Annotated in this window: 17 protein-coding genes and 1 pseudogene; 13 read left to right on the top strand and 5 right to left on the bottom strand. The window is 61.8% G+C overall.

All coding sequences use genetic code 11. From position 1 onward, the window contains the following. Positions 1-88 precede the first annotated feature (88 nt). The 11 genes from BUA38_RS05480 to BUA38_RS05430 all read left to right on the top strand — a co-directional run bounded on the left by BUA38_RS05480 (position 89) and on the right by BUA38_RS05430 (position 16,307). Positions 89-1,420, top strand: a complete 1,332-nt coding sequence (locus BUA38_RS05480) for an MFS transporter (RefSeq protein ID WP_072817052.1) — start codon at positions 89-91, stop codon at positions 1,418-1,420. 172 nt (positions 1,421-1,592) lie between these two features. Next, entirely contained in the window at positions 1,593-2,699 is a 1,107-nt protein-coding gene (locus BUA38_RS05475; RefSeq protein ID WP_072817051.1) for an efflux RND transporter periplasmic adaptor subunit, read from the top strand. Between the two features lie 92 nt (positions 2,700-2,791). Beyond that, entirely contained in the window at positions 2,792-5,929 is a 3,138-nt protein-coding gene (locus tag BUA38_RS05470) for an efflux RND transporter permease subunit (RefSeq protein ID WP_072817050.1), read from the top strand. A 90-nt stretch (positions 5,930-6,019) separates the two neighbouring features. Continuing rightward, positions 6,020-6,631 (top strand): TetR/AcrR family transcriptional regulator, encoded by a 612-nt coding sequence (locus BUA38_RS05465; protein WP_072817049.1) that lies wholly within the window; start codon positions 6,020-6,022, stop codon positions 6,629-6,631. Between the two features lie 191 nt (positions 6,632-6,822). Then, a complete protein-coding gene (locus tag BUA38_RS05460; RefSeq protein WP_072825849.1) occupies positions 6,823-7,446 on the top strand; it encodes a flavin reductase family protein in 624 nt (207 codons plus the stop codon). 197 nt (positions 7,447-7,643) lie between these two features. Continuing rightward, entirely contained in the window at positions 7,644-9,911 is a 2,268-nt protein-coding gene (locus BUA38_RS05455) for an acyl-CoA dehydrogenase (protein ID WP_072817048.1), read from the top strand. Continuing rightward, positions 9,911-11,194 carry an acetyl-CoA C-acetyltransferase gene (locus BUA38_RS05450; protein ID WP_072817047.1) on the top strand — a complete coding sequence of 428 codons (1,284 nt, stop codon included), beginning with the start codon at positions 9,911-9,913 and terminating at the stop codon, positions 11,192-11,194. Before BUA38_RS05455 ends, BUA38_RS05450 begins: the two co-directional genes overlap by 1 nt. Before the next feature lie 9 nt (positions 11,195-11,203). Continuing rightward, complete coding sequence (locus tag BUA38_RS05445; protein WP_072817046.1) at positions 11,204-13,300, top strand: 3-hydroxyacyl-CoA dehydrogenase NAD-binding domain-containing protein; 2,097 nt, start codon at positions 11,204-11,206, stop codon at positions 13,298-13,300. Between the two features lie 29 nt (positions 13,301-13,329). After that, positions 13,330-13,764, top strand: a complete 435-nt coding sequence (locus BUA38_RS05440; protein WP_072817045.1) for an acyl-CoA thioesterase — start codon at positions 13,330-13,332, stop codon at positions 13,762-13,764. A 138-nt stretch (positions 13,765-13,902) separates the two neighbouring features. Further along, the gene (locus tag BUA38_RS05435) at positions 13,903-14,418 is read left to right on the top strand and encodes a FecR domain-containing protein (protein WP_072817044.1); all 516 of its coding nucleotides are present in this window, start codon (positions 13,903-13,905) and stop codon (positions 14,416-14,418) included. A 5-nt stretch (positions 14,419-14,423) separates the two neighbouring features. Next, entirely contained in the window at positions 14,424-16,307 is a 1,884-nt protein-coding gene (locus BUA38_RS05430; RefSeq protein WP_072817043.1) for a CHASE2 domain-containing protein, read from the top strand. Positions 16,308-16,339: 32 nt separating this feature from the next. On the opposite strand, the gene BUA38_RS05425 is transcribed toward BUA38_RS05430, so the two are convergent. The 3 genes from BUA38_RS05425 to BUA38_RS05415 form a co-directional block, all read right to left on the bottom strand. Further along, the gene (locus tag BUA38_RS05425; RefSeq protein WP_072817042.1) at positions 16,340-17,437 is read right to left on the bottom strand and encodes an alkene reductase; all 1,098 of its coding nucleotides are present in this window, start codon (positions 17,435-17,437) and stop codon (positions 16,340-16,342) included. A gap of 179 nt (positions 17,438-17,616) precedes the next feature. Then, on the bottom strand, positions 17,617-18,120 hold the full coding sequence (locus BUA38_RS05420; RefSeq protein WP_072817041.1) for a DUF1993 domain-containing protein: 504 nt from the start codon (positions 18,118-18,120) through the stop codon (positions 17,617-17,619). 108 nt (positions 18,121-18,228) lie between these two features. Further along, positions 18,229-19,551, bottom strand: a complete 1,323-nt coding sequence (locus BUA38_RS05415; protein ID WP_083587466.1) for a lytic murein transglycosylase — start codon at positions 19,549-19,551, stop codon at positions 18,229-18,231. A gap of 128 nt (positions 19,552-19,679) precedes the next feature. On the opposite strand from BUA38_RS05415, the pseudogene BUA38_RS38725 reads away from it, so the two are divergent. Continuing rightward, a pseudogene (locus tag BUA38_RS38725) lies at positions 19,680-20,018 on the top strand (YXWGXW repeat-containing protein); the annotation flags it as partial. 6 nt (positions 20,019-20,024) lie between these two features. Beyond that, positions 20,025-20,570 carry a hypothetical protein gene (locus tag BUA38_RS05410; RefSeq protein WP_244553197.1) on the top strand — a complete coding sequence of 182 codons (546 nt, stop codon included), beginning with the start codon at positions 20,025-20,027 and terminating at the stop codon, positions 20,568-20,570. Between the two features lie 70 nt (positions 20,571-20,640). On the opposite strand, the gene BUA38_RS05405 is transcribed toward BUA38_RS05410, so the two are convergent. Together BUA38_RS05405 and sbmA are read right to left on the bottom strand one after the other, a co-directional pair. Then, positions 20,641-20,916: a hypothetical protein gene (locus BUA38_RS05405; protein ID WP_072817039.1), complete on the bottom strand. Its 276-nt coding sequence runs from the start codon at positions 20,914-20,916 to the stop codon at positions 20,641-20,643. Positions 20,917-20,941: 25 nt separating this feature from the next. After that, entirely contained in the window at positions 20,942-22,168 is a 1,227-nt protein-coding gene (gene sbmA, locus BUA38_RS05400; protein ID WP_072817038.1) for a peptide antibiotic transporter SbmA, read from the bottom strand. Between the last annotated feature and the right edge of the window lie 27 nt (positions 22,169-22,195).

Here is a 22,195-nt window from a genome sequence, read left to right as displayed (position 1 = left end):
CGGCTCGGCTATTCCGCGCGAGAGCGGTGAATGGTATGGGAGGCGTGGGCCTAAACGCACAAAACAATAATTTCGGGGGAGACTATCCATGGCTGCCGCATCTCAAGGCGTCACCGGTGCGAACGCAAGCGAACTGGAGCGATCGACCATCCGCACGATCTCGTGGCGGCTGATTCCGTTTCTGGTGCTGGCCTATTTCTTTTCCTACCTCGACCGCGTCAATCTCGGCTTCGCCGCGCTGACCATGAACGCGGAACTGAAATTCTCGCCCACGATCTTTGCCTGGGGCGCCGGCATCTTTTTCTTCGGCTATTTCATTTTCGAGGTGCCGAGCAATCTTGCGCTGGAGAAGTTCGGCGCCAGCCGCTGGATCGCCCGCATCATGGTGACCTGGGGCATCATCTCGGCGCTGATGGCGACCGTCAGCGGCGAGTGGAGCTTTTACATTCTGCGCTTCCTGCTCGGCGTTGCCGAAGCCGGCTTCTTCCCCGGCATCATCCTCTATCTCACCTATTGGTATCCGGCCGAGTATCGTGCGCGTTTTCTGGCCGCCTTCGCCATCGCCGTTCCCGTTTCGACCGTCATCGGCGCGCCGGTGTCGGGATTGCTGCTCGGGCTCGACGGCGCGATGGGCCTCAAGGGCTGGCAGTGGCTGTTCATCATCGAAGGTGTTCCTTCGATTTTGCTCGGCATTGTCACTTGGTTCTATCTCACGGACAGGCCTGAACACGCCAATTGGCTTTCGCCCGAGCAGAAGTCCTGGCTTGCCGCAAAACTCAATGCGGAAACGACCGCCAAGCAGGCCGCGAAACATATGACGCTGGGCGAGGCCTTGTCGTCGCCGAAAGTGATCATGCTGAGCCTGGTCTATTTCGGCTTCGTCGGCGCGCTCTATGGCATGCAATTCTGGCTGCCGCAGATCGTGAAGGCGTTCGGCTTGACGAATGCGCAGACCGGCTTCGTCACCGCGATCCCTTATCTGTTCGGCACGATTGCGATGATTCTCTGGGCGCGGCATTCGGATGCTACGCGGGAACGTGTTGTCCATGTCGGCGCGCCGCTTCTGCTCACCGCGCTCGCCTTGGCGGCGTCTGGCTACATCCTTGACGCCTCCACGACCGTAGCGGTGCTGACGATCGCCGCCGTCGGGGTGTTCTGCACCTTCGGCGTGTTCTGGACGTTGCCGACCGCGTGGCTTTCCGGGACAGCGGCTGCGGGCGCGATCGCGCTGATCAACTCGATCGGCAACCTCGCGGGCTTCGGTGGGCCGTACCTGATCGGCTGGGTGACGCAGGCAACCGGCAACACCCAGAACGGACTACTGGTTCTCGCCGTGTTGCCCTTGATCGGCGGCCTTCTGGTGTTCCTCAGCGGCCAGGAGAGCAAGACCGAGTTCGCCAATTCGGTGAAGGCTTCCTAGTCAATTCCGTTAAGGCGTCCCAAGGGGCGCTTGCCCCCTACCGGCCTGCTCGGGGTCACCGAACCGGTTATTCGGAGTTAACGATCACGCTTTCCTGATGACTAACGAATATTGACTTTTATCAGTTACCAATCGATACTCCTCACAGGCTGAGAGCCAAGAGGAGCGCGTGATGCTGGTTGGTTGGATTTTTTCTAGCTATTCCAGGCTCTTAGCTGGAATTTCACTGGCGGCCGTGGCGGTGGCCCTGGGCGGCTGCAACAACGCGGTAGCTGAAAAGCCTGCGGAATCGCGGCCGGTCTTGGTCGCCACCGTCCATTATGAATCCCAATCCCCCGAGCGCAGCTTTGTCGGAACGATCAGGCCCCGGATCGAAACCGACATGGGTTTTCGCGTCGCGGGGAAAGTGGCGAAGCGGCTGGTCGAGGTTGGCCAGACGGTCGATGTCGGCCAGCCGCTCGCCACGCTCGATGAAGTCGATCTGAAATTGCAGGCCGAGCAGGCCGAGGCGGAATTCAGCGCTGCGACCGGCGTGCTGGCCCAGGCCGGCGCCGCTGAACAGCGCGCCAAGGATCTCCGCGCCAAGGGTTGGGCCACCGATGCAACGCTCGATTCCGCCAAGGCGGCAGGCGACGAGGCCCGCGCGCGGCTCAATCGCGCCGAGCGCTCGGTCGAACTGACCAAGAACTCTCTTTCCTATGCAACGTTGGTGGCGGACACCCGTGGTGTTGTCACTGCGACGTCGATCGAGCCCGGCCAGGTGGTTGCCGCGGGCCAGGCCTCGGTCCGTGTCGCCCGGCTTGGCGAGAAGGAAGCGGTCGTCGCGATCCCCGAGACGCTTCTCAGTCGTGCCAAGTCGGGCGTTGCCACGGTCGCGCTGTGGTCGGACGCCGGGAAGACGTATGCCGCAAAACTGCGCGAGGTCGCACCCTCGGCCGATCCCGCGACACGAACCTATCTTGCCAAGTTTTCGCTGCCGGAGGCGGGAGACAGCGTCTCGCTCGGCATGACCGCGACATTGACGCTGTCCGATCCGCAGTCCGACCGCGTGGCGCGGCTGCCGTTGTCGGCGCTGTACAACCAGGGCGGCGATCCCTCGCTCTACGTCGTCGACGACAAGGGCGCAATTTCCCTAAGGCCGGTCGTCGTGAAGTCGTACGACAGCCATTGCGTCATCATCGCCAGCGGCGTCGACGAGGGCGCGAAGATCGTCACGCTCGGCGTGCAGAAGCTTGATCCGAGCCAGAAGGTCCGGGTCGTATCGTCCTTGTCGTTCTGATTTTTCACGGTCATTCCGGGGCGCGAGCCATCAGCGAGCGAACCCGGAATCTCGAGATTGACGAAAATAAAGATAAGGCATTGGAGAGTCCGATGAAGCGCTTCAACCTGTCGGCCTGGGCGGTCAGTCATCCCGCGCTGGTGTTGTTCCTGATCGTCGCATTGGGCGTCGCCGGGTTCTTCTCCTACCAGAAGCTCGGCCGGGCCGAGGACCCCTTCTTCACGGTGAAGGTGGTGAACGTTTCGGCGTTCTGGCCGGGCGCCACCACCAAGGAGATCCAGGAACAGGTCGCCGATCCCATCGAGAAGAAGATGCAGGAACTGCCCTATTTCGAAAAGGTGCAGACCTATTCCAAGCCCGGCTTCACCGCGTTGCAAGTCACCTTCCGCGATTCCACGCCGCCAAAGGACGTGCCGTACCTGTTCTATCTGTTGCGCAAGAAGCTCGTCGACGTGCAGGGCCAGTTGCCCGCAGGCCTGCTCGGGCCGGTCGTCAACGACGAATTCTCCGACGTCGATTCCATCCTCTACATGATGACCAGCGACGGCGCCGATTACGCCCAGCTCAAGAAGGCCGCCGAAGGCCTGCGTCAGCGCCTCCTGAAAGTCACCGGCGTGACCAAGGTCGATATCTACGGCACGCAGGACGAAAAGATCTTCGTTGAGTTTTCACACGCGAAACTCGCCACGCTTGGCATCACGCCGCAGGCACTGTTCGATTCGCTCGCCAAACAGAACAACGTGGTGCCGGCTGGTACGGTCGAGACGTCGTCGCAACGCGTGCCGCTGCGCGTCACCGGCGCGCTCGATGGCGCCAAGGCGGTCGCGGAGACGCCGGTCGAAAGCAACGGCCGCGTATTCCGCCTGGGCGATATCGCAACCGTCAACCACGGCTTTGTCGATCCGCCGAGCTTTGTCGTGCGCCAGGAAGGCAAGCCCGCCATCGGCGTCGGCGTGGTCACGGCCAAGGGAGCCAACATCCTCGAACTCGGCAAGGAAGTGACGGCCGCGACCAATGAATTCATGAAAGCAGTGCCGCAGGGTATCAACGTCGACCGCATCGCCGATCAGCCGGAAGTGGTCGAGCATGCCGTCAGCGAATTCGTGCATTCCTTTGTCGAAGCGCTCGCGATCGTGCTGTTTGTCAGCTTCCTCGCCCTCGGATGGCGTACCGGTATCGTGGTGGCGGCCTCGGTGCCGCTGGTGCTCGCCATCGTGTTCATCGTGATGGACGCGATGTCGCTCGACCTGCATCGTATCACGCTCGGCGCCCTGATCATCGCGCTCGGCCTTCTGGTCGACGACGCCATCATCGCGGTCGAGATGATGGTGGTGAAGATGGAGCAGGGCTGGGACCGCATCCGTGCGGCGTCCTTTGCCTGGGAATCGACGGCCTTTCCGATGCTGACAGGCACGCTGGTCACCGCCGCGGGCTTCCTGCCGATCGGCTTCGCCAATTCGGCGGTCGGCGAATATGCCGGCGGCATTTTCTGGATCGTGGCGATCGCGCTGGTCGCCTCCTGGTTCGTCGCGGTGATCTTCACGCCCTATATCGGCGTCAAGCTGCTGCCGAACATCAGGCTGCATCAGAATCACGATCCGCATGCGATCTACGACACGCGGATGTACCGTGGCTTGCGCCGCGTCATCCAGTGGTGCGTCGACCACCGGGTCAAGACCGTGCTTGCGACCGCCGGCGTCTTCGTGCTCTCGATCGTTGCGTTCGGTCACGTCCAGCAGCAGTTCTTTCCGCTGTCGGAGCGCCCCGAACTGTTTTTGCAGCTCCGTCTGCCGGAAGGCACCGCCTTTAACGTGACTGAAAAGTCGGTGAAGAAGGCCGAAGAGCTGCTCAAGGACGACAAGGACATCGCGACCTATACGTCCTATGTCGGCCAGGGCTCGCCGCGTTTCTGGCTCGGATTAAACCCGCAGCTCCCGAACGAGGCATTCGCCGAGATCGTGATCGTCGCCAAGAATGTGGAGGCGCGCGAGCGGATCAAGGCGAAGATCGAGCAGGCGGCGGAAGAGGGCGATCTGTCGGAAGCGCGCGTGCGCGTCGACCGCTTCAATTTCGGTCCGCCGGTCGGCTTCCCGGTCCAGTTCCGCGTGATCGGACCCGATCCGCAGGTCGTGCGCGATATCGCCTACAAGGTGCGCGACATCGTCGGGCAGAACAAAAATATCCGGGAAGCGCAACTCGACTGGAACGAACAGTCGCCGTATCTCAAGCTCGTCGTCGATCAGGATCGCGCCCGTGCGCTTGGCCTGACGCCGCAGGACGTCTCGCAGGCGCTCGCGATGCTGATCTCGGGCGTACCGGTGACGACCGTGCGTGACGGCATCGAGAAGGTCGACGTGGTGGCGCGCGCCGTCCCGTCGGAGCGGCTCGATCTCGGCCATGTCGGCGATCTCACCGTGACCTCGCGCAACGGCGTGGCGGTGCCGCTGACGCAAATCGCCAAGATCGAATACTCCCACGAGGAGCCGATCATCTGGCGGCGCAACCGCGACATGGCGATCACGGTGCGTGCCGAGGTCGTCGACGGCGTGCAAGCGCCTGACGTGACCAACCAGATCTGGCCGCAGCTCAAGGAGATCCGCGACCACCTCGAGCCGGCCTACCGCATCGAGCCGGGCGGCGCGTTCGAGGAATCCGAGAAGGGCAACGCCTCGATCTTCGTGCTGTTTCCGCTGATGGTGATCGTGATGCTGACGCTTCTGATGATCCAGTTGCAGAGCTTCTCGCGCCTGTTCCTGGTGTTTCTGACCGCGCCGCTCGGCATCGTCGGTGCTTCGTTGGGCTTGAACGTCGCCAACCAGCCCTTTGGCTTCGTGGCGCTGCTCGGCCTGATCGCGCTCGCCGGCATGATCATGCGCAATGCCGTGATCCTGGTCGATCAGATCGAGAGCGACGTCGCCGACGGCCTGACCCGGCGCGAGGCCATCATCGAAGCCACCGTCCGGCGTGCCAGGCCGGTGGTGCTGACGGCGCTCGCTGCGATTCTGGCAATGATTCCGCTGTCGCGCTCGGCGTTTTGGGGGCCGATGGCCATCACGATCATGGGAGGGCTGTTCGTTGCGACCTTCCTGACCTTGCTGTATCTGCCGGGCCTCTATGCACTGTGGTTCCGCAAAAGCCTTGAAGAAAGCGGCGGAAGCGTTCATGTTGGCCTCGCGCTGCAGCACCAGGACAACGTCCAGCCGGTATTTCCATTAGCTGCGGCTGAATGATTGAACATCGGCAATGATTGAACATCGGCGCTTTGAGGGCGTTTGCAAAATGGGCCTGCTCGAACCGAGCAGGCTGGACTGAGTAGAGATATGACGCTGATTACCGAAACGATGGAGCCGGACACGAGAGAGCGGATTCTCGTGGTGGCGGAACGCCTGTTCCGCGAACTCGGCTACCAGAAGACCACCGTCGGCGACATCGCCAAGGCGCTGCATATGAGCCCGGCCAATGTGTATCGCTTCTTCGATTCGAAGAAGGCGATCCATGAGGGCGTCGCCCGCATCCTGATGGGCGAGGTGGAGGTGGCCGCCCAGGCCATCATGGCGAAGCCCGGCCCCGCAACGCCGCGTTTGCGGGAGTTGTTGTCCACGATCCATCGCATGAACTCGGAGCGCTTTGTCGGCGATTCCAAGCTGCATGAGATGGTCGAGATCGCGATGGAAGAGAGCTGGGAGGTCTGTGTTGCGCATATGCAGACCGTCGTCGAATCCATCGCCGGCGTGGTCGCGCAAGGTGTCGCCTCTGGCGAATTCGAGGCGCAGGATGTGCCGTTAACCGCCCTGTGCATCTGCCAGGGCATGATGGGTTATTTTCATCCGCAGATGATTGCCCAGGCCGTCAACAAGCCCAAGCCCCACGCGCCGATCGAGCAGATGATCGATTTCCTGCTGGTCGGGCTGGCCACGCGCAAGCATTCGTGAGAACGCCGGTCTATCCGGCGTCATCACCGGGCTTGACCCGGTGATCCACGTCTTGCTTTCTTTGCGTTCGAGACAAAGACGTGGATGGCCGGGGCATAGGCGAGCGGAAGCGACGCCGTTCTTCGAACGGCTACGCCCGGCCATGATGAAGGGGTACGTTGCTTGCAGCGATGACCATTGAGGGGAAACAAGTGACCGAAAAAGATCTGCACTATTACGAGCCGAAGAATGGCCACGGCCTCAAGCACGATCCGTTCAACGCCATCGTCGCGCCGCGGCCGATCGGCTGGATTTCATCGCGCGACGGCAAGGGCAACGTCAATCTGGCGCCGTACAGTTTTTTCAACGGCTTCTGCTACGTGCCGCCGATCATCGGCTTTTCCTCGACCTCGTGGAAAGACAGCGTCAATAACATCCGGGAAACCGGCGAGTTCGTCTGGAATCTTGCCACCAGGGATCTGGCGAAGCAGATGAATGCGACCGCAGCCCACGTCGCCCGCGAGGTCGACGAGTTCTCGATCGCCGGCCTGACGCCTGCGCCGTGCAAGATCGTCAACGTGCCGCGCGTCGCCGAAAGCCCGGTTTCGTTCGAATGCAAGCTGACCCAGGTGATTCAGTTGCAGCGGGCCGACGGCAGGCTGGCCGATGCCTGGCTGACGCTGGGCGAGGTCGTTGCCGTCCACATCGACAAGGCCATGATCCGGGACGGCGTCTACCAGACCGCGCTCGCTCACCCCATCGTACGCGCGGGCCGCAGGGGCGATTATTTCGAGATTCGCGAGGACGCGATGTTCGAGATGACGCGGCCGGATTGAGGTCTTCCTCCGACCGTACATTCAGTGAATCGCAACGCTAAAGCCCAATAAAAACCGGTGTTTCCGGCCAAGAACGTAAATATTCGTTCCGATGGCGCCGCATCAATTTGTCCTTTTTTCGGGGCGAACTGTTCACCCGAATCCGGTTTATTCAGTTAGAATTACGGCCCGCGCCGCCGATATCTGAGGACATCGCCATGAGCTCCTTTCGCCGCGATTTCATCACCAAGCCGATATTCTCCTGGGCGCGCGGGGTCTTGCCGTCGATGTCCGACACCGAGCGCGAGGCGCTGGAGGCGGGCGACGTCTGGTGGGATGCGGACCTTTTCACCGGCAATCCCGACTGGTCGAAACTGCTGAAGCAGGCGCCGGCGACGCTGACGGCCGAGGAGCAGGCTTTCCTCCATGGTCCGGTCGACGAGCTCTGCGCGATGCTCGACGACTGGAAGATCAACTGGGAATGGCGCGACCTGCCGCCCGAGGTCTGGGACTTCATCAAGCAGAATAGGTTCTTCGGGATGATTATTCCGAAGGAACACGGGGGCTTGGGCTTTTCGCCTTATGCGCATTCCGAAGTGGTGCGCAAGCTGTCGTCGCGGTCGCTGGTCGCCGCCGTCACGGTGATGGTGCCGAACTCGCTCGGGCCCGGCGAACTCCTGATGCGCTTCGGCACCAGGGACCAGCAGGAACGCTGGCTGCCGCGATTGGCCGATGGCCGCGACATTCCCTGCTTCGGCCTGACCAGCCCGGAGGCGGGCTCCGATGCGGCCTCGATGGTCGACAGTGGCGTGATCTGCAAGGGCACGTTCGATGGCAAGGAGGTTACTGGCCTTCGTCTCAACTGGCACAAGCGCTATATCACGTTGGGTCCGGTCGCGACCTTGCTGGGACTCGCGTTCAAGGCCTATGACCCCGATCATCTCGTAGGCACCGAGGAAGAGCTCGGCATCACGGTTGCGCTGATCCCGACCGAGCTTCCGGGCGTCTCCATCGGACATCGTCATTTGCCGGCGATGCAGGTGTTTCAGAACGGCCCGAACTGGGGCAAGGACGTCTTCATCCCGCTTGACTATATCATCGGCGGAAAAGAACGCCTCGGTCAGGGCTGGAAGATGCTGATGACGGCGCTTGCCGCCGGCCGCGGCATTTCGTTGCCGTCGCTGTCGGCGGCAGGTGCTGCCTACGCGGCGCGCACCACCGGCGCCTATGCGCGCATCCGCGAGCAGTTCGGTATTTCGATCAGCAAGTTCGAAGGCATCGAGGAGCCGCTCGCGCGTATCGCGGGTACCGCTTACCTGCTCGATGGCGCGCGGCGGCTGACCTGCGCGGCGCTGAACGAGGGTCATCATCCAGCGGTGATTTCCGGCATCATGAAGCTGCAAGCGACCGAGCGCATGCGGATTGCGATCGACGACGCCATGGATATCCACGGCGGCAAGGCCGTGATCGACGGGCCGCAGAACTACCTCGGCAATCTCTATCGCTCGGTGCCGGTCGGCATCACGGTGGAGGGCGCCAATATCCTCACCCGTAACCTGATCGTATTCGGGCAGGGCGCGATCCGCGCCCATCCGTATCTCCTGCTGGAAATGAATGCGCTCGGCGAGCAGGACCGCGCCAAGGGCCTGGATGCGTTCGATGACGCATTCTGGAAACATGTCGGGCACAGCGTGGTCACGCTGTTCCGCGCTCTCGGCCGCAGCTGGACCGGCGGGATGTTCGCGCCGGCGCCCGATGCCGGCGATGCGACGCAATTCTATCGCCAGCTTTCGGGCTATTCGTCGGCGTTTGCGCTTTGCGCCGACATGGCGTTGCTGACGCTCGGCGGCGCGCTCAAACGCAAGGAAATGCTCTCGGCGCGCTTTGGCGACATCCTGTCCGAACTGTATCTTCTCTCGGCGGCGCTCAAGCGCTGGCAGGACGAGGGACGGCAGACGGCCGATTTCGCCGCGCTCGAATGGTGCATGGCGAGCGGCTTCCGCACCATCGAGAACCGCTTTGCGGAAATTCTGGCGAACCTGCCCAATCGGTTCGTGGCGATCATCCTGAAGTTTGTTGTTCAGCCGTTCGGTGCGCGCGTGCTCGGGCCGTCCGACCGCGTGGTGCATGAATGCGCCCAGCTTGTGCTGGAACCGTCCGCGGTGCGCGACCGGCTGACGCCGGATCTCGCCCATGTCGACGACGACGGTGGCGTGGCGCGGCTGGAGAAGGCGTTCCTTCTCGTCACCGCCGCCGAGGAGATCTCCAAGCGCATGCGTGCGGCGCATCTGCACGATTGGCAGGAAGCGGTGAAACGCGGCGTCATTACGCAAGTCGAGGGCGAACAGCTCCAGGCCGCACACGAGGCGGCTGCGAAGGTGATCGAGGTCGATGACTTCGCGCCGGAGGCCTTGTCGCCGATCTACAAGAAGCCGAACGTGCGCCAGTTCTTTCAGGAGCTGGGTGAGCAGAGGGCGGCAAGCTGATGGCGCGACCGGTCTTTATTGTCGACGGCAGCCGGACGCCGTTCCTGAAGGCACGCACGGGTCCCGGACCTTTCACGCCGGTCGATCTCGCCGTTCAATGCGGCCGGCCGCTGCTGGCGCGACAGCCTTTCGCGCCCGATGCCTTTGATCAAGTCATCCTCGGCTGCGTCAACGTCATCGCCGACGAGATGAACCCGGCGCGGGTCGCCGCACTTCGGCTCGGCATGGGCGAGCGGATGGTGGCTTTCACCGTGCAGATCAATTGCGGAAGCGGCATGCAATCGATCGACACCGCCTATCGCTACATCCGCGAAGGCATCTCGGAGATGATCCTGGCCGGCGGGACCGAGGCGCTGAGTTACGCGCCGCTGGTATGGCCGCAAGCCGGCGTTCGCTGGTTTGCCGGGCTTGCGACCGCCAAGGGAATCCTGGCGAAGCTGGCTGCGATCGCCAAAACGCGGCCCTCTTATTTCAAGCCGATCATCGGCCTTGAGCGCGGGCTGACCGATCCGATTACTGAGCTGAACATGGGCCAGACGGCGGAAGTCGTGGGCCATCTCTTCGGCATCACGCGCGAACAGTCGGACGCCTATGCCGCCGAAAGCCACAAGCGGCTGGCGCATGCGCAAGAGAGCGGCTTCCTCAAGGGCGAGGTCGAAACGGCGTTCGCACGCGACGGCAAGTTCTACGATCACGATGACGGCGTGCGGCCGGATTCCACGCCGGAAAAACTCGCCACCCTCAAGCCGGTGTTCGAGCGGCCTTGGGGCCAGGTCACCGCCGGCAATTCCTCGCAGATCACCGACGGCGCGTCCTGGACCATCCTTGCTTCGGAAGAAGCGGTGAAAAAGCATGGCCTCACGCCAAAGGCCGTGATCGTCGACAGCCATTGGGCGGCGCTCGATCCATCGATCATGGGGTTGGGGCCGGTCATGTCCGCGACTGAACTCCTGAAGCGAAACAAGCTCGCGCTCGGCGATATCGAGACCTGGGAATTGAATGAAGCTTTCGCCACGCAGGTGCTGGGATGTCTGGCGGCGTGGAATGACGACAAGTTCTGCCGCGAGGTTTTAGGCCTCGACGGCGCCGCGGGGCAGATCGATCAGAGCAAGCTCAACGTTGACGGCGGCGCCATCAGCCTTGGTCATCCCGTCGGAACCAGCGGCAACCGCATCGTGCTGCACCTCGTCAATGCGATGAAGCGGCTCGGCACCAAACGCGGTATTGCGACCGAATGTATCGGCGGCGGGCAGGGCGGCGCCATGTTGATCGAGACGGTGTAAGGGGACGTCATGGAAAGCAAAATCCTCGACGTACTCGCCGATCGCGTGCTGGAGCTCGGCCCGAAGCCCGTCGCAAGCGGGCCCTATCGCCATTTCAAGCTGACACGCGACACGGATGGTGTTGCGTGGTTGCTGTTCGACCGCGAAGGCGCCAGTGCCAATACGTTGTCAGCCGACGTATTGACCGAGTTCGATACGGTGTTGGCGGCGCTCGAAAGCGAACGGCCGACCGGGCTGGTCATCCGTTCCGCGAAAACCTCCGGCTTCATCGCCGGTGCGGACGTCAACGAATTCCGCGGCGCGAGCGACGCAGCGGCAGTCGAGGCGCAGATTTCGCGCGCGCATGCGGTGATCGACCGGATCGAGGCGGTGAAGTTTCCGACCCTGGCCGTGATCCACGGCTTTTGCCTCGGCGGCGGGCTGGAAGTCGCGCTGGCTTGTCAGGCGCGCATCGCCATTTCGGATGCCCGCTTCGGTTTCCCGGAGGTCATGCTCGGACTTCATCCCGGCCTCGGCGGCACCGCGCGCTTCACCGAACTCATCAATCCGATGCAGGCGATGACGCTGATGCTCACCGGCAAGACCATCGATGCGCGCCGGGCCAAGTCGCTCGGCCTCGTCGATGCCGTGACGGAAGAACGGCACGTCCGCAATGCGGTGAAGGACGCCGTGTTTGGCCGGCTCAAGCGCGCCAAGCCCGGCTTGCTCAACACGGTGCTGAATTCAGGTCCCGTGCGCGGCTTTCTCGCTTCACGCATGCGTAGCGAAGCGGCGAAGAGTGCCCCGGCGGAGCACTATCCTGCGCCTTACGGCCTGATCGATCTCTGGGAGAAGCACGGCGGCAACAAGGCCGCGATGCTGGCGGCGGAGAAGAGCTCGTTCGCGCATCTGATGGTGACGCCGACGGCGCAGAACCTGATCCGGGTGTTCTTCCTGCGCGACCAGATGAAGAAGCATGCCGGCTCCGGCAACGGAATCGAACATGTGCATGTCATCGGCGCCGGCGCCATGGGTGGCGATATCGCGGCCTGGTGCGCCAATCAAGGATTAAAGGCCACGCTCGCCGACATGAAGCCGGAACCGATCGCGGGCGCGATCAAGCGTGCGGCGGATCTGTTCGGCAAGATCATTCGCAAGCGCACTGACGTTCGCGACGCGCTCGATCGGCTGGTACCGGATCTCGACGGGGAGGGTGTACGTACGGCGGACCTCATCATCGAAGCGGTGCCGGAAAAGCTCGAGCTGAAGCAGAAGGTCTATGCCGGCGTCGAGCCGCGGATGAAGGCGGGCGCGATTCTTGCCACCAACACGTCGAGCATTCCGCTCCAGGATTTGCGCACGACACTGGCAAAACCCGGGCGGTTGCTCGGCCTGCACTTCTTCAATCCGGTGTCGCGGCTGCAACTGGTCGAGGTCGTCAGCCATGATGGCACCGATCCGCAACTCTTGAAGGAGGCATTGGCCTTTGTCGGCGCGATCGATCGCCTGCCGCTTCCGGTCAAGAGTTCGCCGGGTTTTGTCGTCAATCGCGCGCTGACGCCCTACATGCTGGAAGCGATGGTGTTGCTCGACGAGAAGGTCGACAAGGTCACCATCGATCGGGCGGCGGAGAAGTTCGGCATGCCAATGGGGCCAATTGAGTTGGCCGATCAGGTCGGGCTCGATATTTGCCTTGCCGTCGGCGACATGCTGCGCTCGAAGTTCGGTGACCTGCTGCCGCCGACGCCGGCATGGCTGCGCGACAAGGTCACCAAGGGCGAGCTTGGCCGCAAGACGGGCAAGGGCTTCTACGTGTGGAAGGACGGCAAGGCCGACAAGCCGCAAGCGTCCTCGGGCACGGCCGAGCCGGATGCGGAAATGATCGACCGGCTGATCCTGCCGATGTCGAACGTCTGCGTCGCCTGCCTGCGCGAAGGGATTGTCGACGATGCCGACATGGTCGACGGCGCCATGATCTTCGGCACGGGCTATGCACCGTTCCGCGGCGGTCCATTGAACTACGCGCGGACGCGCGGCGCGGCGGACGTGGCCTCGACGTTGCAGAAATTGGCCGCGAAATTCGGCGGCCGGTTCACCCCGGATGCGGGGTGGGATAGTTTCAAATAATCTAGATTCGCTAGCGAGCCATCTCCGACATGACCGATTCCCAAGCCGTCCACGCCCCGCCCGTCACCGAGATCGAGCCGTGCGGCGATCTCTGCATCCGTACGCTGGCCATGCCGGCCGATACCAACCAGAACGGCGATATTTTCGGCGGCTGGCTGCTCAGCCAGATGGATGTTGGCGGCGGTGTGTTCGCCTCAAAAATCGCGAAATCGCGCACGGTGACGGTTGCGATCGAAGCGATGAATTTCCGTAAACCCGTCTACGTCGGCGATCTCGTTTCCGTGCACGCCAATCTGGTAAAGATCGGCCATACGTCGATCACGGTGCATCTCGAGGCCTGGGTGCTTCGCCGCAAGGAGATGCAGTCGATCCTGGTGACTGATGGCAATTTCACCTATGTCGCGATCGACGATGACGGTCACCCGCATGTTGTGCAGCAGGCGCCACCGCCGGTGCCGGCGTAGTTGCACCGTTTCAGGTTCGTTTTCTGCGCTTCTCCGCCGCATCGCGCACCGCGCTTTCCCTTACCCGTGTCCATGACAACGTGGCAGAATAGGCGTTCGATCCCCTGTATTGTAAAGTTGGAGTCAGGAGGACTTTTCATGAAAGGATTCAAGGCGGGAGTTGTTGTGCTCGCTTGTGCGCTAGCCTCAATTGACATTGCCGCCGCACAACAAGCCGATCAGGGCTGCTCCTCGGAAAACTCGCCGGGTATGACGCAAACGTTGCATTGCGACGGAGGGATTACGATCGTCGCTGAAAATGGCGCGCACTATACCTTGCACCGCGGCCGTCAAGGCCGCGTGGATGCGGTCGAACTGGATGGCAAGGCGTTGTTGGTCGAGGTCCCGCCGAAGTCAGGCGGAAACATGTTTCAGGTCATTACCCCGCAGGCAATCGCGGCAGTCCGCGGCACGAAGTGGGCCGTCGACGTCAACGGCGACAAGTCTTCGGTCTTCGTCGTCCACGGACAAGTCGGCGTTACCAGGAGAAGCGGCAGTCGTGGCGTGACCTTGCGGGCTGGCGAAGGCGTGGACGTCGAGCCGGGAAACCCGCTAGCGGTGAAGCGCTGGGCGCCTGCGCGTGCCTCGGCATTGTTGGCGCGGCTCGGACAATAGGTCAGATGACCGGCCGCCATCTCCAGACTTTGATTGCCGTGGCGTTGGCAGCGATCTGGGGGTTTGGCATCTATTTCGAGCACAGCCGCGGAGGCCTGCGATTTCTTGATCGGATCGACTCCGCAACGATCGATATCAGGACGCTCGCCCGTGGCAAAAGGGTGCCGCCTGATCTTGTGACCATTGTCGCCATCGACGACGACATCGTGAAGTTACGCGGGCTTTACCCGCTGCCCCGAACCGACCTTGCCAGGATCGTTGAAGCGATCGCACGGCTTGAACCAAAGGTCATCGCCGTCGATCTGCTTCTGGTCGACAACGGCGCGGCGGATGCCGATGAGGCTCTGGCGAAATCGCTATCGGTGCGCCCGGCCGTCATTGCTGCTGCTGCGATCTTTCCGGAAGCTACGCAGTCGATCTCTTCAGAACAGGACGAGGGACCTCTTGCCCGGTTGCCGGCGGCTGAAAGATTCCTGCTGCCGCTGAAGAGATTCGCCGATCATGCCAGTATCGGCGTCGTCAACGTGGCGACCGACCAGGCTGGTACGCCCCGATCCGTTCCGATGCTGTTTCGCACGGCTGACAGGGTCGAGCTGTCGTTTCCGTTGCGCGTCGCCGCGCTGGCCGTCGGACGAGAACCCACCATTGAGCCGGACCGTCTGACGTTGGGGCAACGTTCGGTATCGACGGATCTCGATCATACCTTGCCCATTACATTCTATGGGCCGCGGCGGACGATCCGGACTGTGAGCGCGGCATCCGTGCTCGCCGGCGAGATATCGGCCGATGATATTCGAAACCGGATCGTCGTTGTGGGCGCGACCGTCAGCGGCGGCAGCGATTTCTTTTCCAGCCCATTTGACCGGTTGATGCCGGGCGTGGAAGTCATCTCGACGGCGATCACCCACTTGCTCGCCGGCGATGGTCCGTTGCGGGACCGTTCGGTTCGGATTGCGGACGGCATTGTTGCTGTCTTGTTTCCGGCGATTCTTGTCGGGCTGCTTGCCTGGCGGCGCAGTGCTGTGGGGCTTATTCTCGCAGCCGTCGTCGGTCTGAACTGGGCCGCGGGGAATTTCCTGGCATTTTCGTCCGGTATCGTTATGAGCGCGGCTGTCCCCGTCGCCGCTGCCGCGGTACCGGTGGTTCTTTTCGCATCGCTGCAACTGTGGTCGGGGAGGCGCCAGGCGCAATATTTTGCGGCCAGGAACGAATTGCTGGAACAGTTTCAGGCGCCCGCCATCCAGAACTGGCTCGCTCGGGATCCGAACTTTCTCGCAGAGCCGGTACGCCAGAATGCGGCGATCGTCTTTGTCGATCTGTCCGGCTTCACATCACTGAGTGAAGCGCTCGGTCCGGACAGAACGCGCGATCTGTTGAAAGAATTTCACGCTATCGTCGACCGGGAAGCAATCGCCTGCGGCGGCATGATCACCAGTTTTCAAGGCGATGGTGCGATGATCTTGTTCGGCTTGCCTGCGCCGGCAACGGACGATGCGGCGAGGGCGGCGCAGTGTGCGGTGAACCTTTGCAACAGCGTCGGGCTCTGGCTCGTCTCGCTGCGGCTTACGACCCCGTCGAATCTTGGATTCAAGGTCGGCGGTCATTTCGGTTTGATCGTTGCCTCGAGGCTCGGCGGCAGAAGTTATCAACACATCACGGCGACAGGAGACACCGTCAACGTGGCGAGCCGGCTGATGGAAGTGGCGGCAAGTCACGGCGCGGAACTTGCGGTGAGCGACGAATTGCTTCGCGCCTCGGGGCGAGACTGCGCCTTGTTCAAGTCAGGTGATCTGGTTGGGCCGGAAGAAACCCGGATTCGCGGTCGCTCCGGATCTCTTGTGATCTGGCTATGGCGCAGCACAAGCGGCAATCGGGACCAGCCGGCATAGACAATGCCAGACGCTGGCCCCGATTTTTTATGTCACTCCGCAGCGTCGGCGGATTCGAGCGCCGGATAATCCGTATATCCCTTGGCGCCGCCGCCATAGAAGGTGTTCTTGTCGAACGCATTGAGCGACGCACCGCGCTTGAAACGCTCGACGAGATCCGGATTGGAAATGAACAGCTTCCCGAAGGCGATCAGGTCCGCCTCGTTGGCCGACAGTACCTTGTTGGCGAGTTCGAAGTCGTAACCGTTGTTGGCGATGTAGGCGCCCTTGAAACGGTTGCGCAACGAGCGATAGTCGAACGGTGCGACGTCGCGCGGGCCGCCGGTCGCGCCTTCGATGACGTGGATATAGACGAGCTTCAGCACATTGAGGTGGTCGACGATGTGGTCGAACAGCGGCTGCGGATTGGAGTCGGAGACGTCGTTGGCCGGCGTCACCGGAGAGATGCGGATGCCGGTGCGCTCGGCGCCGACCTCAGCGACCACCGCCTTGGACACCTCTAACATCAGCTTCGCGCGGTTCTCAATCGAACCGCCGTAAGCATCAGTGCGCTTGTTGGCGCCGTCCTTGGCGAACTGATCGAGCAGGTATCCGTTGGCACCATGGATCTCGACGCCATCGAAGCCGGCTGCGATCGCATTCGCTGCACCTTTTTTGAAGTCATCGATGATGCCGGGAATTTCGGACAATTCGAGCGCCCGCGGCTCGGATACGTCGGCAAAGGTGCCGCCGACGAAGGTCTTGGTATTGGCGCGGATCGCCGACGGGGCAACCGGCGCGCCGCCTTTCGGTTGAAGCGAGGTGTGGGAGATGCGGCCGACATGCCAGAGCTGAAGGAAGATATGACCGCCCTTGGCGTGCACGCGGTCGGTGACCTTGCGCCATCCGGCAATCTGCTCTTTCGAATAAATGCCGGGCGTGTCCTGGTAGCCCTGGCCCTGCTGCGAGACTTGTGTGGCTTCCGAGATCAGCAGTCCGGCGGAGGCCCGCTGTCCATAATATTCAATCGCGAGCGCATTGGGCACCAAGCCTGCCACGGCGCGGTTACGGGTCAAAGGGGCCATGGCAAAGCGGTTGGGAAGCGTGATCGGACCAAGCTTGAACGGTTCGAGAAGTTTGGACGTGCTCATTTGGGTGATCTCGGAGGGTTAAGAGGAGCGGCGGGAATCAACTCGACGTGTGCATTGCGGCAGGCCATGGCAAGCCGACCACGATCACGAAATCGCTAGACGGTATGATTTGCTTGAAACAGGCTCCGGAAGACACATCCATTCTTCTTCCGGCGCCCTTTTTGGCAGAGATCACTCGGTCAAGCGACGCCAAGAAAATCGCGCTTGCCGATCTCGACACCATTGTGGCGCAGGATGCCGTGGGCGATCGAGGCATGGAAGTAGAAATTCGGGAAGGCAAAGCGGTTGAGGAATTCCTGGCCTTTCAGCGTCAGGGTTTTGTCGGCGCCGATCGGGAAGGTGACCTCTTTGCTGTTGCCGCCTTCAAACTGGGCCGGGGTGAATTTCTTGATGTAGTCGATGGTGTTGGCCAGCCGCTGGCGCAATTCGCCGAACGTCTTCTCGGTATCGGGCGTCGAGGGCACGTCGACGTGGGCGAGGCGGGCGCAGCCCTTGGCCGAGAAATCGCACGCCAGCTGGATCTGCTTCGACAGCGGCAGCATGTCCGGATAGAGCCGCGCGCTCAACAGCACGTCGGGCTGGATGTTTTTTGCGGCGCAGTGCGCCTCCGCTTTGGCGAGAATGCCCGACAGGCTGCCGAGGATCTGGAGGAATGCGGGGACGGAGGCGTCGTAAAAGGACATGTGATGCTCTTTCGTGGCATGGATTTTCTGGCGCCGAACGGCGTGTGCCACAGATGGGATGACCCTTGGAATATTACAACTCTCTTCGAGCCAAAACCTGGCCAGATATTATCTTGGCAGCGGCATAGACGCGGCCGTCGCGGGCTGCGCACGGGGCCCCCGCATCCGCGCCAGCAATTCGGCCGTCGGCCAGGAGTCTGCCGGGAGGCCGAACTTCATTTGCATCGCCTTCACGGCACTGCGGCTCTGCTGACCCATCACGCCGTCGATCTTGCCGACGTCATAGCCTGCGCGCACCAACAATTGCTGTAGCTCGCGCAATTCGTTCACAGGCAACTGCGCCACCGGCGCGCTCGGCCGCAGCATCGGTGGCGCACCCGCGATGCGGGTGGCGAGATAGCCGGCGGTCGTCGAATAGATCAGCGAGTTATTCCATTCGGTGTAGGCGGCGAAATTGGCATAGGCGAGGAACGCCGGCCCGTTGCGGCCCATCGGCAGAAGCAGCGAGGCCGGCATATCGTCGTCGGGCAGCGGCCGGCCATCCGGATATTTGACGCCAAGCTGCGCCCATTTCGAGCGCGGCAGACGAATCGTAAGGTCGGCCTGATCCCACGGGAAATTCGCTGATGTCGTCACGCGGACTTCCTGCAACCAGGGTTCGCCGCGCCGCCATTTCAGTCCGGTGGCGATATAGTTCGCCGTCGAACCGATCACGTCCTCAGGGCTGCTGAGCAGATTGCGCCGGCCGCCGTAATCCACGGCATAGTTGAAATAATGCGTTGGCAGAAATTGCGTCTGGCCGAGTTCACCGGCCCAGGAGCCGATCATTTCACCGGGCGAGAGATCGCCGCGATCGACAATCTTGAGCGCCGCGATGGTCTCGCCCGCGAAACGCTCGGTGCGCCGGCAATCGTAGGCGAGCGACACCAGCGAGCGCAGCGTCGGCAGGTTGCCCATGTTGGCGCCGAAATCGCTTTCAAGTCCCCAGAACGCCGCGATCACGGCCGGCGGCACGCCATATTCCTTCTCGGCGCGCGCAAACGCAGCGGCATAGGTTTTGATGTGCGCCTGGCCCTGCTGCATGCGGTAGGGCGCGGCCATGCGGCCGGAGAACTCGGTGAAGACCTGACCGAACACGCGCTGGCCGCGGTCGCGATTGACGATGCCCTGGTCGTAGACGAGGTAGGGTGAGGCTTCGCCGATCGCGCGCTGCGAGACGCCCGCGGCGAGCGCCTGTTGTTTCAGATCGGCGAGAAAACGGTCGAAGCTCGCGCCGTTATGGCAACTGGCGGCGCGCGGAACGGGCGCGGCGCGTATTGGTGCGGTGCGTGGCGGCGCGGAGAATCCCTGCAAGGCGTCTTGCGCCCATGCCGCCTTTGCAAGAATCACAAGCCCGATTGTGCAGAGCAGGAAGGAAGGCCTTGAAGACATTTGCATAGAAATACCGTTAATGGCGCTGTTTGGAAGTTATTCCAGTAGCACCGTTCGAGCGCCGCTGCTTCTATGGTTCAAAATTATTTTAGGAGCGGGCGCTCAAACGGAAGCGTCAAAGGCACGTTATGCTCGGTGCGCCCCAATACACGGCGCCGCGTGTGATGGTCGGACAAGATATGCGCAAGTTGGCGGCCGGTCTGGTTTCGCTCTCCCTGATAAGCGGACCTTGTGCGTTGGCACAATCCGCGAATTCAATGGCGGATTCGAATTTTCCGAACCCCGGATTTTTGCAAGTGCCTCCGCACTTTCAGCCGCGTCCGCCGAACTCGGCGCACATGGTTACGTCAACGCCGCCACCGCTTCCCTCCTATGCCCAACCGGCCATCCCCGAAGAGGGCTATCTCTGGATGCCCGGCTTTTGGGCCCGGCGCGACGATATTCGCGATTATTATTGGGTACCCGGAACGTGGGTGAAGCCGCCGCGCGCGGGGTTGCTTTGGACGCCGCCGTACTGGAGCCGCGTCGATGACGGTTATGTTTTTCACGACGGTTATTGGGCCGAGGCGGTCGGCTTTTATGGAGGCATCGATTACGGCTACGGCTACGGGGGTAATGGATACCAGGGCGGTCGCTGGGACAACGGTTCGTTCTTCTATAATAGCGCCGTCAACAATTTTGGATCTCTCAGAATCGCTCACGACTACAATCAGCCTGTTGCACACGACGACGATGCTGTGCACGTGAGTTTCAATGGCGGCAAGCGCGGCGCGAAGGCGCGACCGACTCCGGAGCAGGAGATGCTGGCTCGCGGCACGCATCTAGCACCTACGGCGGAGCAGCAGGCACATTTTGACATGGCGGCGAAAGATCGTTCGCTTTATTCGAAGCTCAACGGCGGTGAACCGGGCCTTGCCGCAACATCTCACGGAGCTGTATTCGCAGGTCCCGGCGTCACGCGCAGCAGCCAACGTGCCAACAATGACGCGCGTGCGCTCAGCGGCGGCGGAATGAAATGATCCACAGAGCGAGATGGCATGGCCATGTTCTCGGGCGGGCTTTTGTAATTTCAGAAATCCGGGACGGCTCTCAATAGGACCAGGCGGACACGGAATAGCCCTGGCCGCAATAGTGTTTGGAGCGATAGGAGCCGCAAGCGGCCGTGATGCCGAGCGGGCCGAGGTCGATGAAGCCACCGCGGTAGCTCGTATCGCCTTGCCGCCAACTCTCAGCGTTGCGGACGGTGTGGGAATTTCTGGCGTGACGGGCGCCATGCCCGGCCTTGTGGCTGGAGGCCATGGCGCTGGTCGTTGCACCGATGGCAAGCACCAGCACGGCCGCGGTCGCGAGGATTTGCTTTCTCATCGAAATTTCCTCCGTTCGAAGGTCCCTACAATGACTGCGGCTCGGCCTCCGACTCGATCGGCGGCAATGGGTCGCCGTGAAGCGTCGCCTCGAAGGCGCGCAGCCGCTTTTGGATCGAGATCAGGTCGACAATGGTGCTCCAGGAATTGACGAGATACTGGAACGACTGCCGCACCTCCCTGAATGCACCCAGGATCTGCTGATACAGGCCGAGCGTAATTGTACCGGCGATGATGGTCGGCACGAGAAGCACGGTCGGGAAAATGGCGTCAGTCTGAAGATAAAAGTAGCGGCCGACATTGAAGTACACGTAATTCAGATAAAGCCAGAAATAGTTGCGGCGGACATTGGCGAACAGTGCTGCCAGTGTCGGCGGCTCGGCGCGTGCTGTATCGTCTTCGCCGAGCACCAGTTCTTTGCGGTAAGCGGCTTCGACCCGTTGATTGTGAAATTCGATTCCAGGCAAGCGAATTCCAATCAGCGCAAGAAGGCCGGTGCCGAACACCGACCACAGCACCGCAGCAATCACAAGCGGATAAGGAACGGTGCCGACCAGCGGCAGTTCGGTGACGCTCTTTGATAACACTAACAGCACTGGCAGGAAGGCGATCAGCGTCAAGACTGAGTCGATCAGGTTGCCACCCAGGCTTTCCAGGATGGTTGCAAACCGCATGGTGTCTTCCTGCACGCGTTGCGAGGCACCCTCGATGGTGCGCAGCCGCTGCCAGTTCGCGACATAATAATCGTTCATCGCGGTGCGCCAGCGGAACACGTAATGTTGAGTGAAAAATCGCGTCAGCACGGCGACCACGATGTAGACCGTGGCGATGGCGAAGAACGTCAGAGTTCCGGTGTACAACTCTTCGCGCGTGACGGTACCTTTTGTTGCGGGCGTCAGCGCGTTTTGGACCAGGTTATAAAATGGTCCGCGCCACTCGTTCAGGGCCACGCTGGTCTGGACCTGAAAGTAAGACGTGAACAGGATCAGCGCCGAGCCGAGAATCGACCAGCGGGCCCAGGGATGCGGCGAAAGCATCATCCAGAGGCCGGCAAATGTTGCGGCGCTAAGCGCGAAATAGAAATCGAACCACAGCTGTGGCGCCGACCAGAACCGCGCCACCCCAATGATTTCGGGCTCCTTCGCCGGTACCAGATTGCTCGCATAGCCGTACCAAAGCGCCATCGCTAGCGCGATCCAGATCACGGCCGACCAAAAGAACAGCCTCGGGCGAGGAAAAAACGAAACGAGCATGTCGGGGTATCCGATTTTCGATGGCTA

Origin of the sequence: Bradyrhizobium erythrophlei, assembly GCF_900142985.1 — a bacterium.
In the GTDB taxonomy this organism is placed as follows: domain Bacteria; phylum Pseudomonadota; class Alphaproteobacteria; order Rhizobiales; family Xanthobacteraceae; genus Bradyrhizobium; species Bradyrhizobium erythrophlei_B.
The sequence above is the reverse complement of the archived record's forward strand: the minus strand, read 5'-3'. Positions and strand labels throughout refer to the sequence as shown.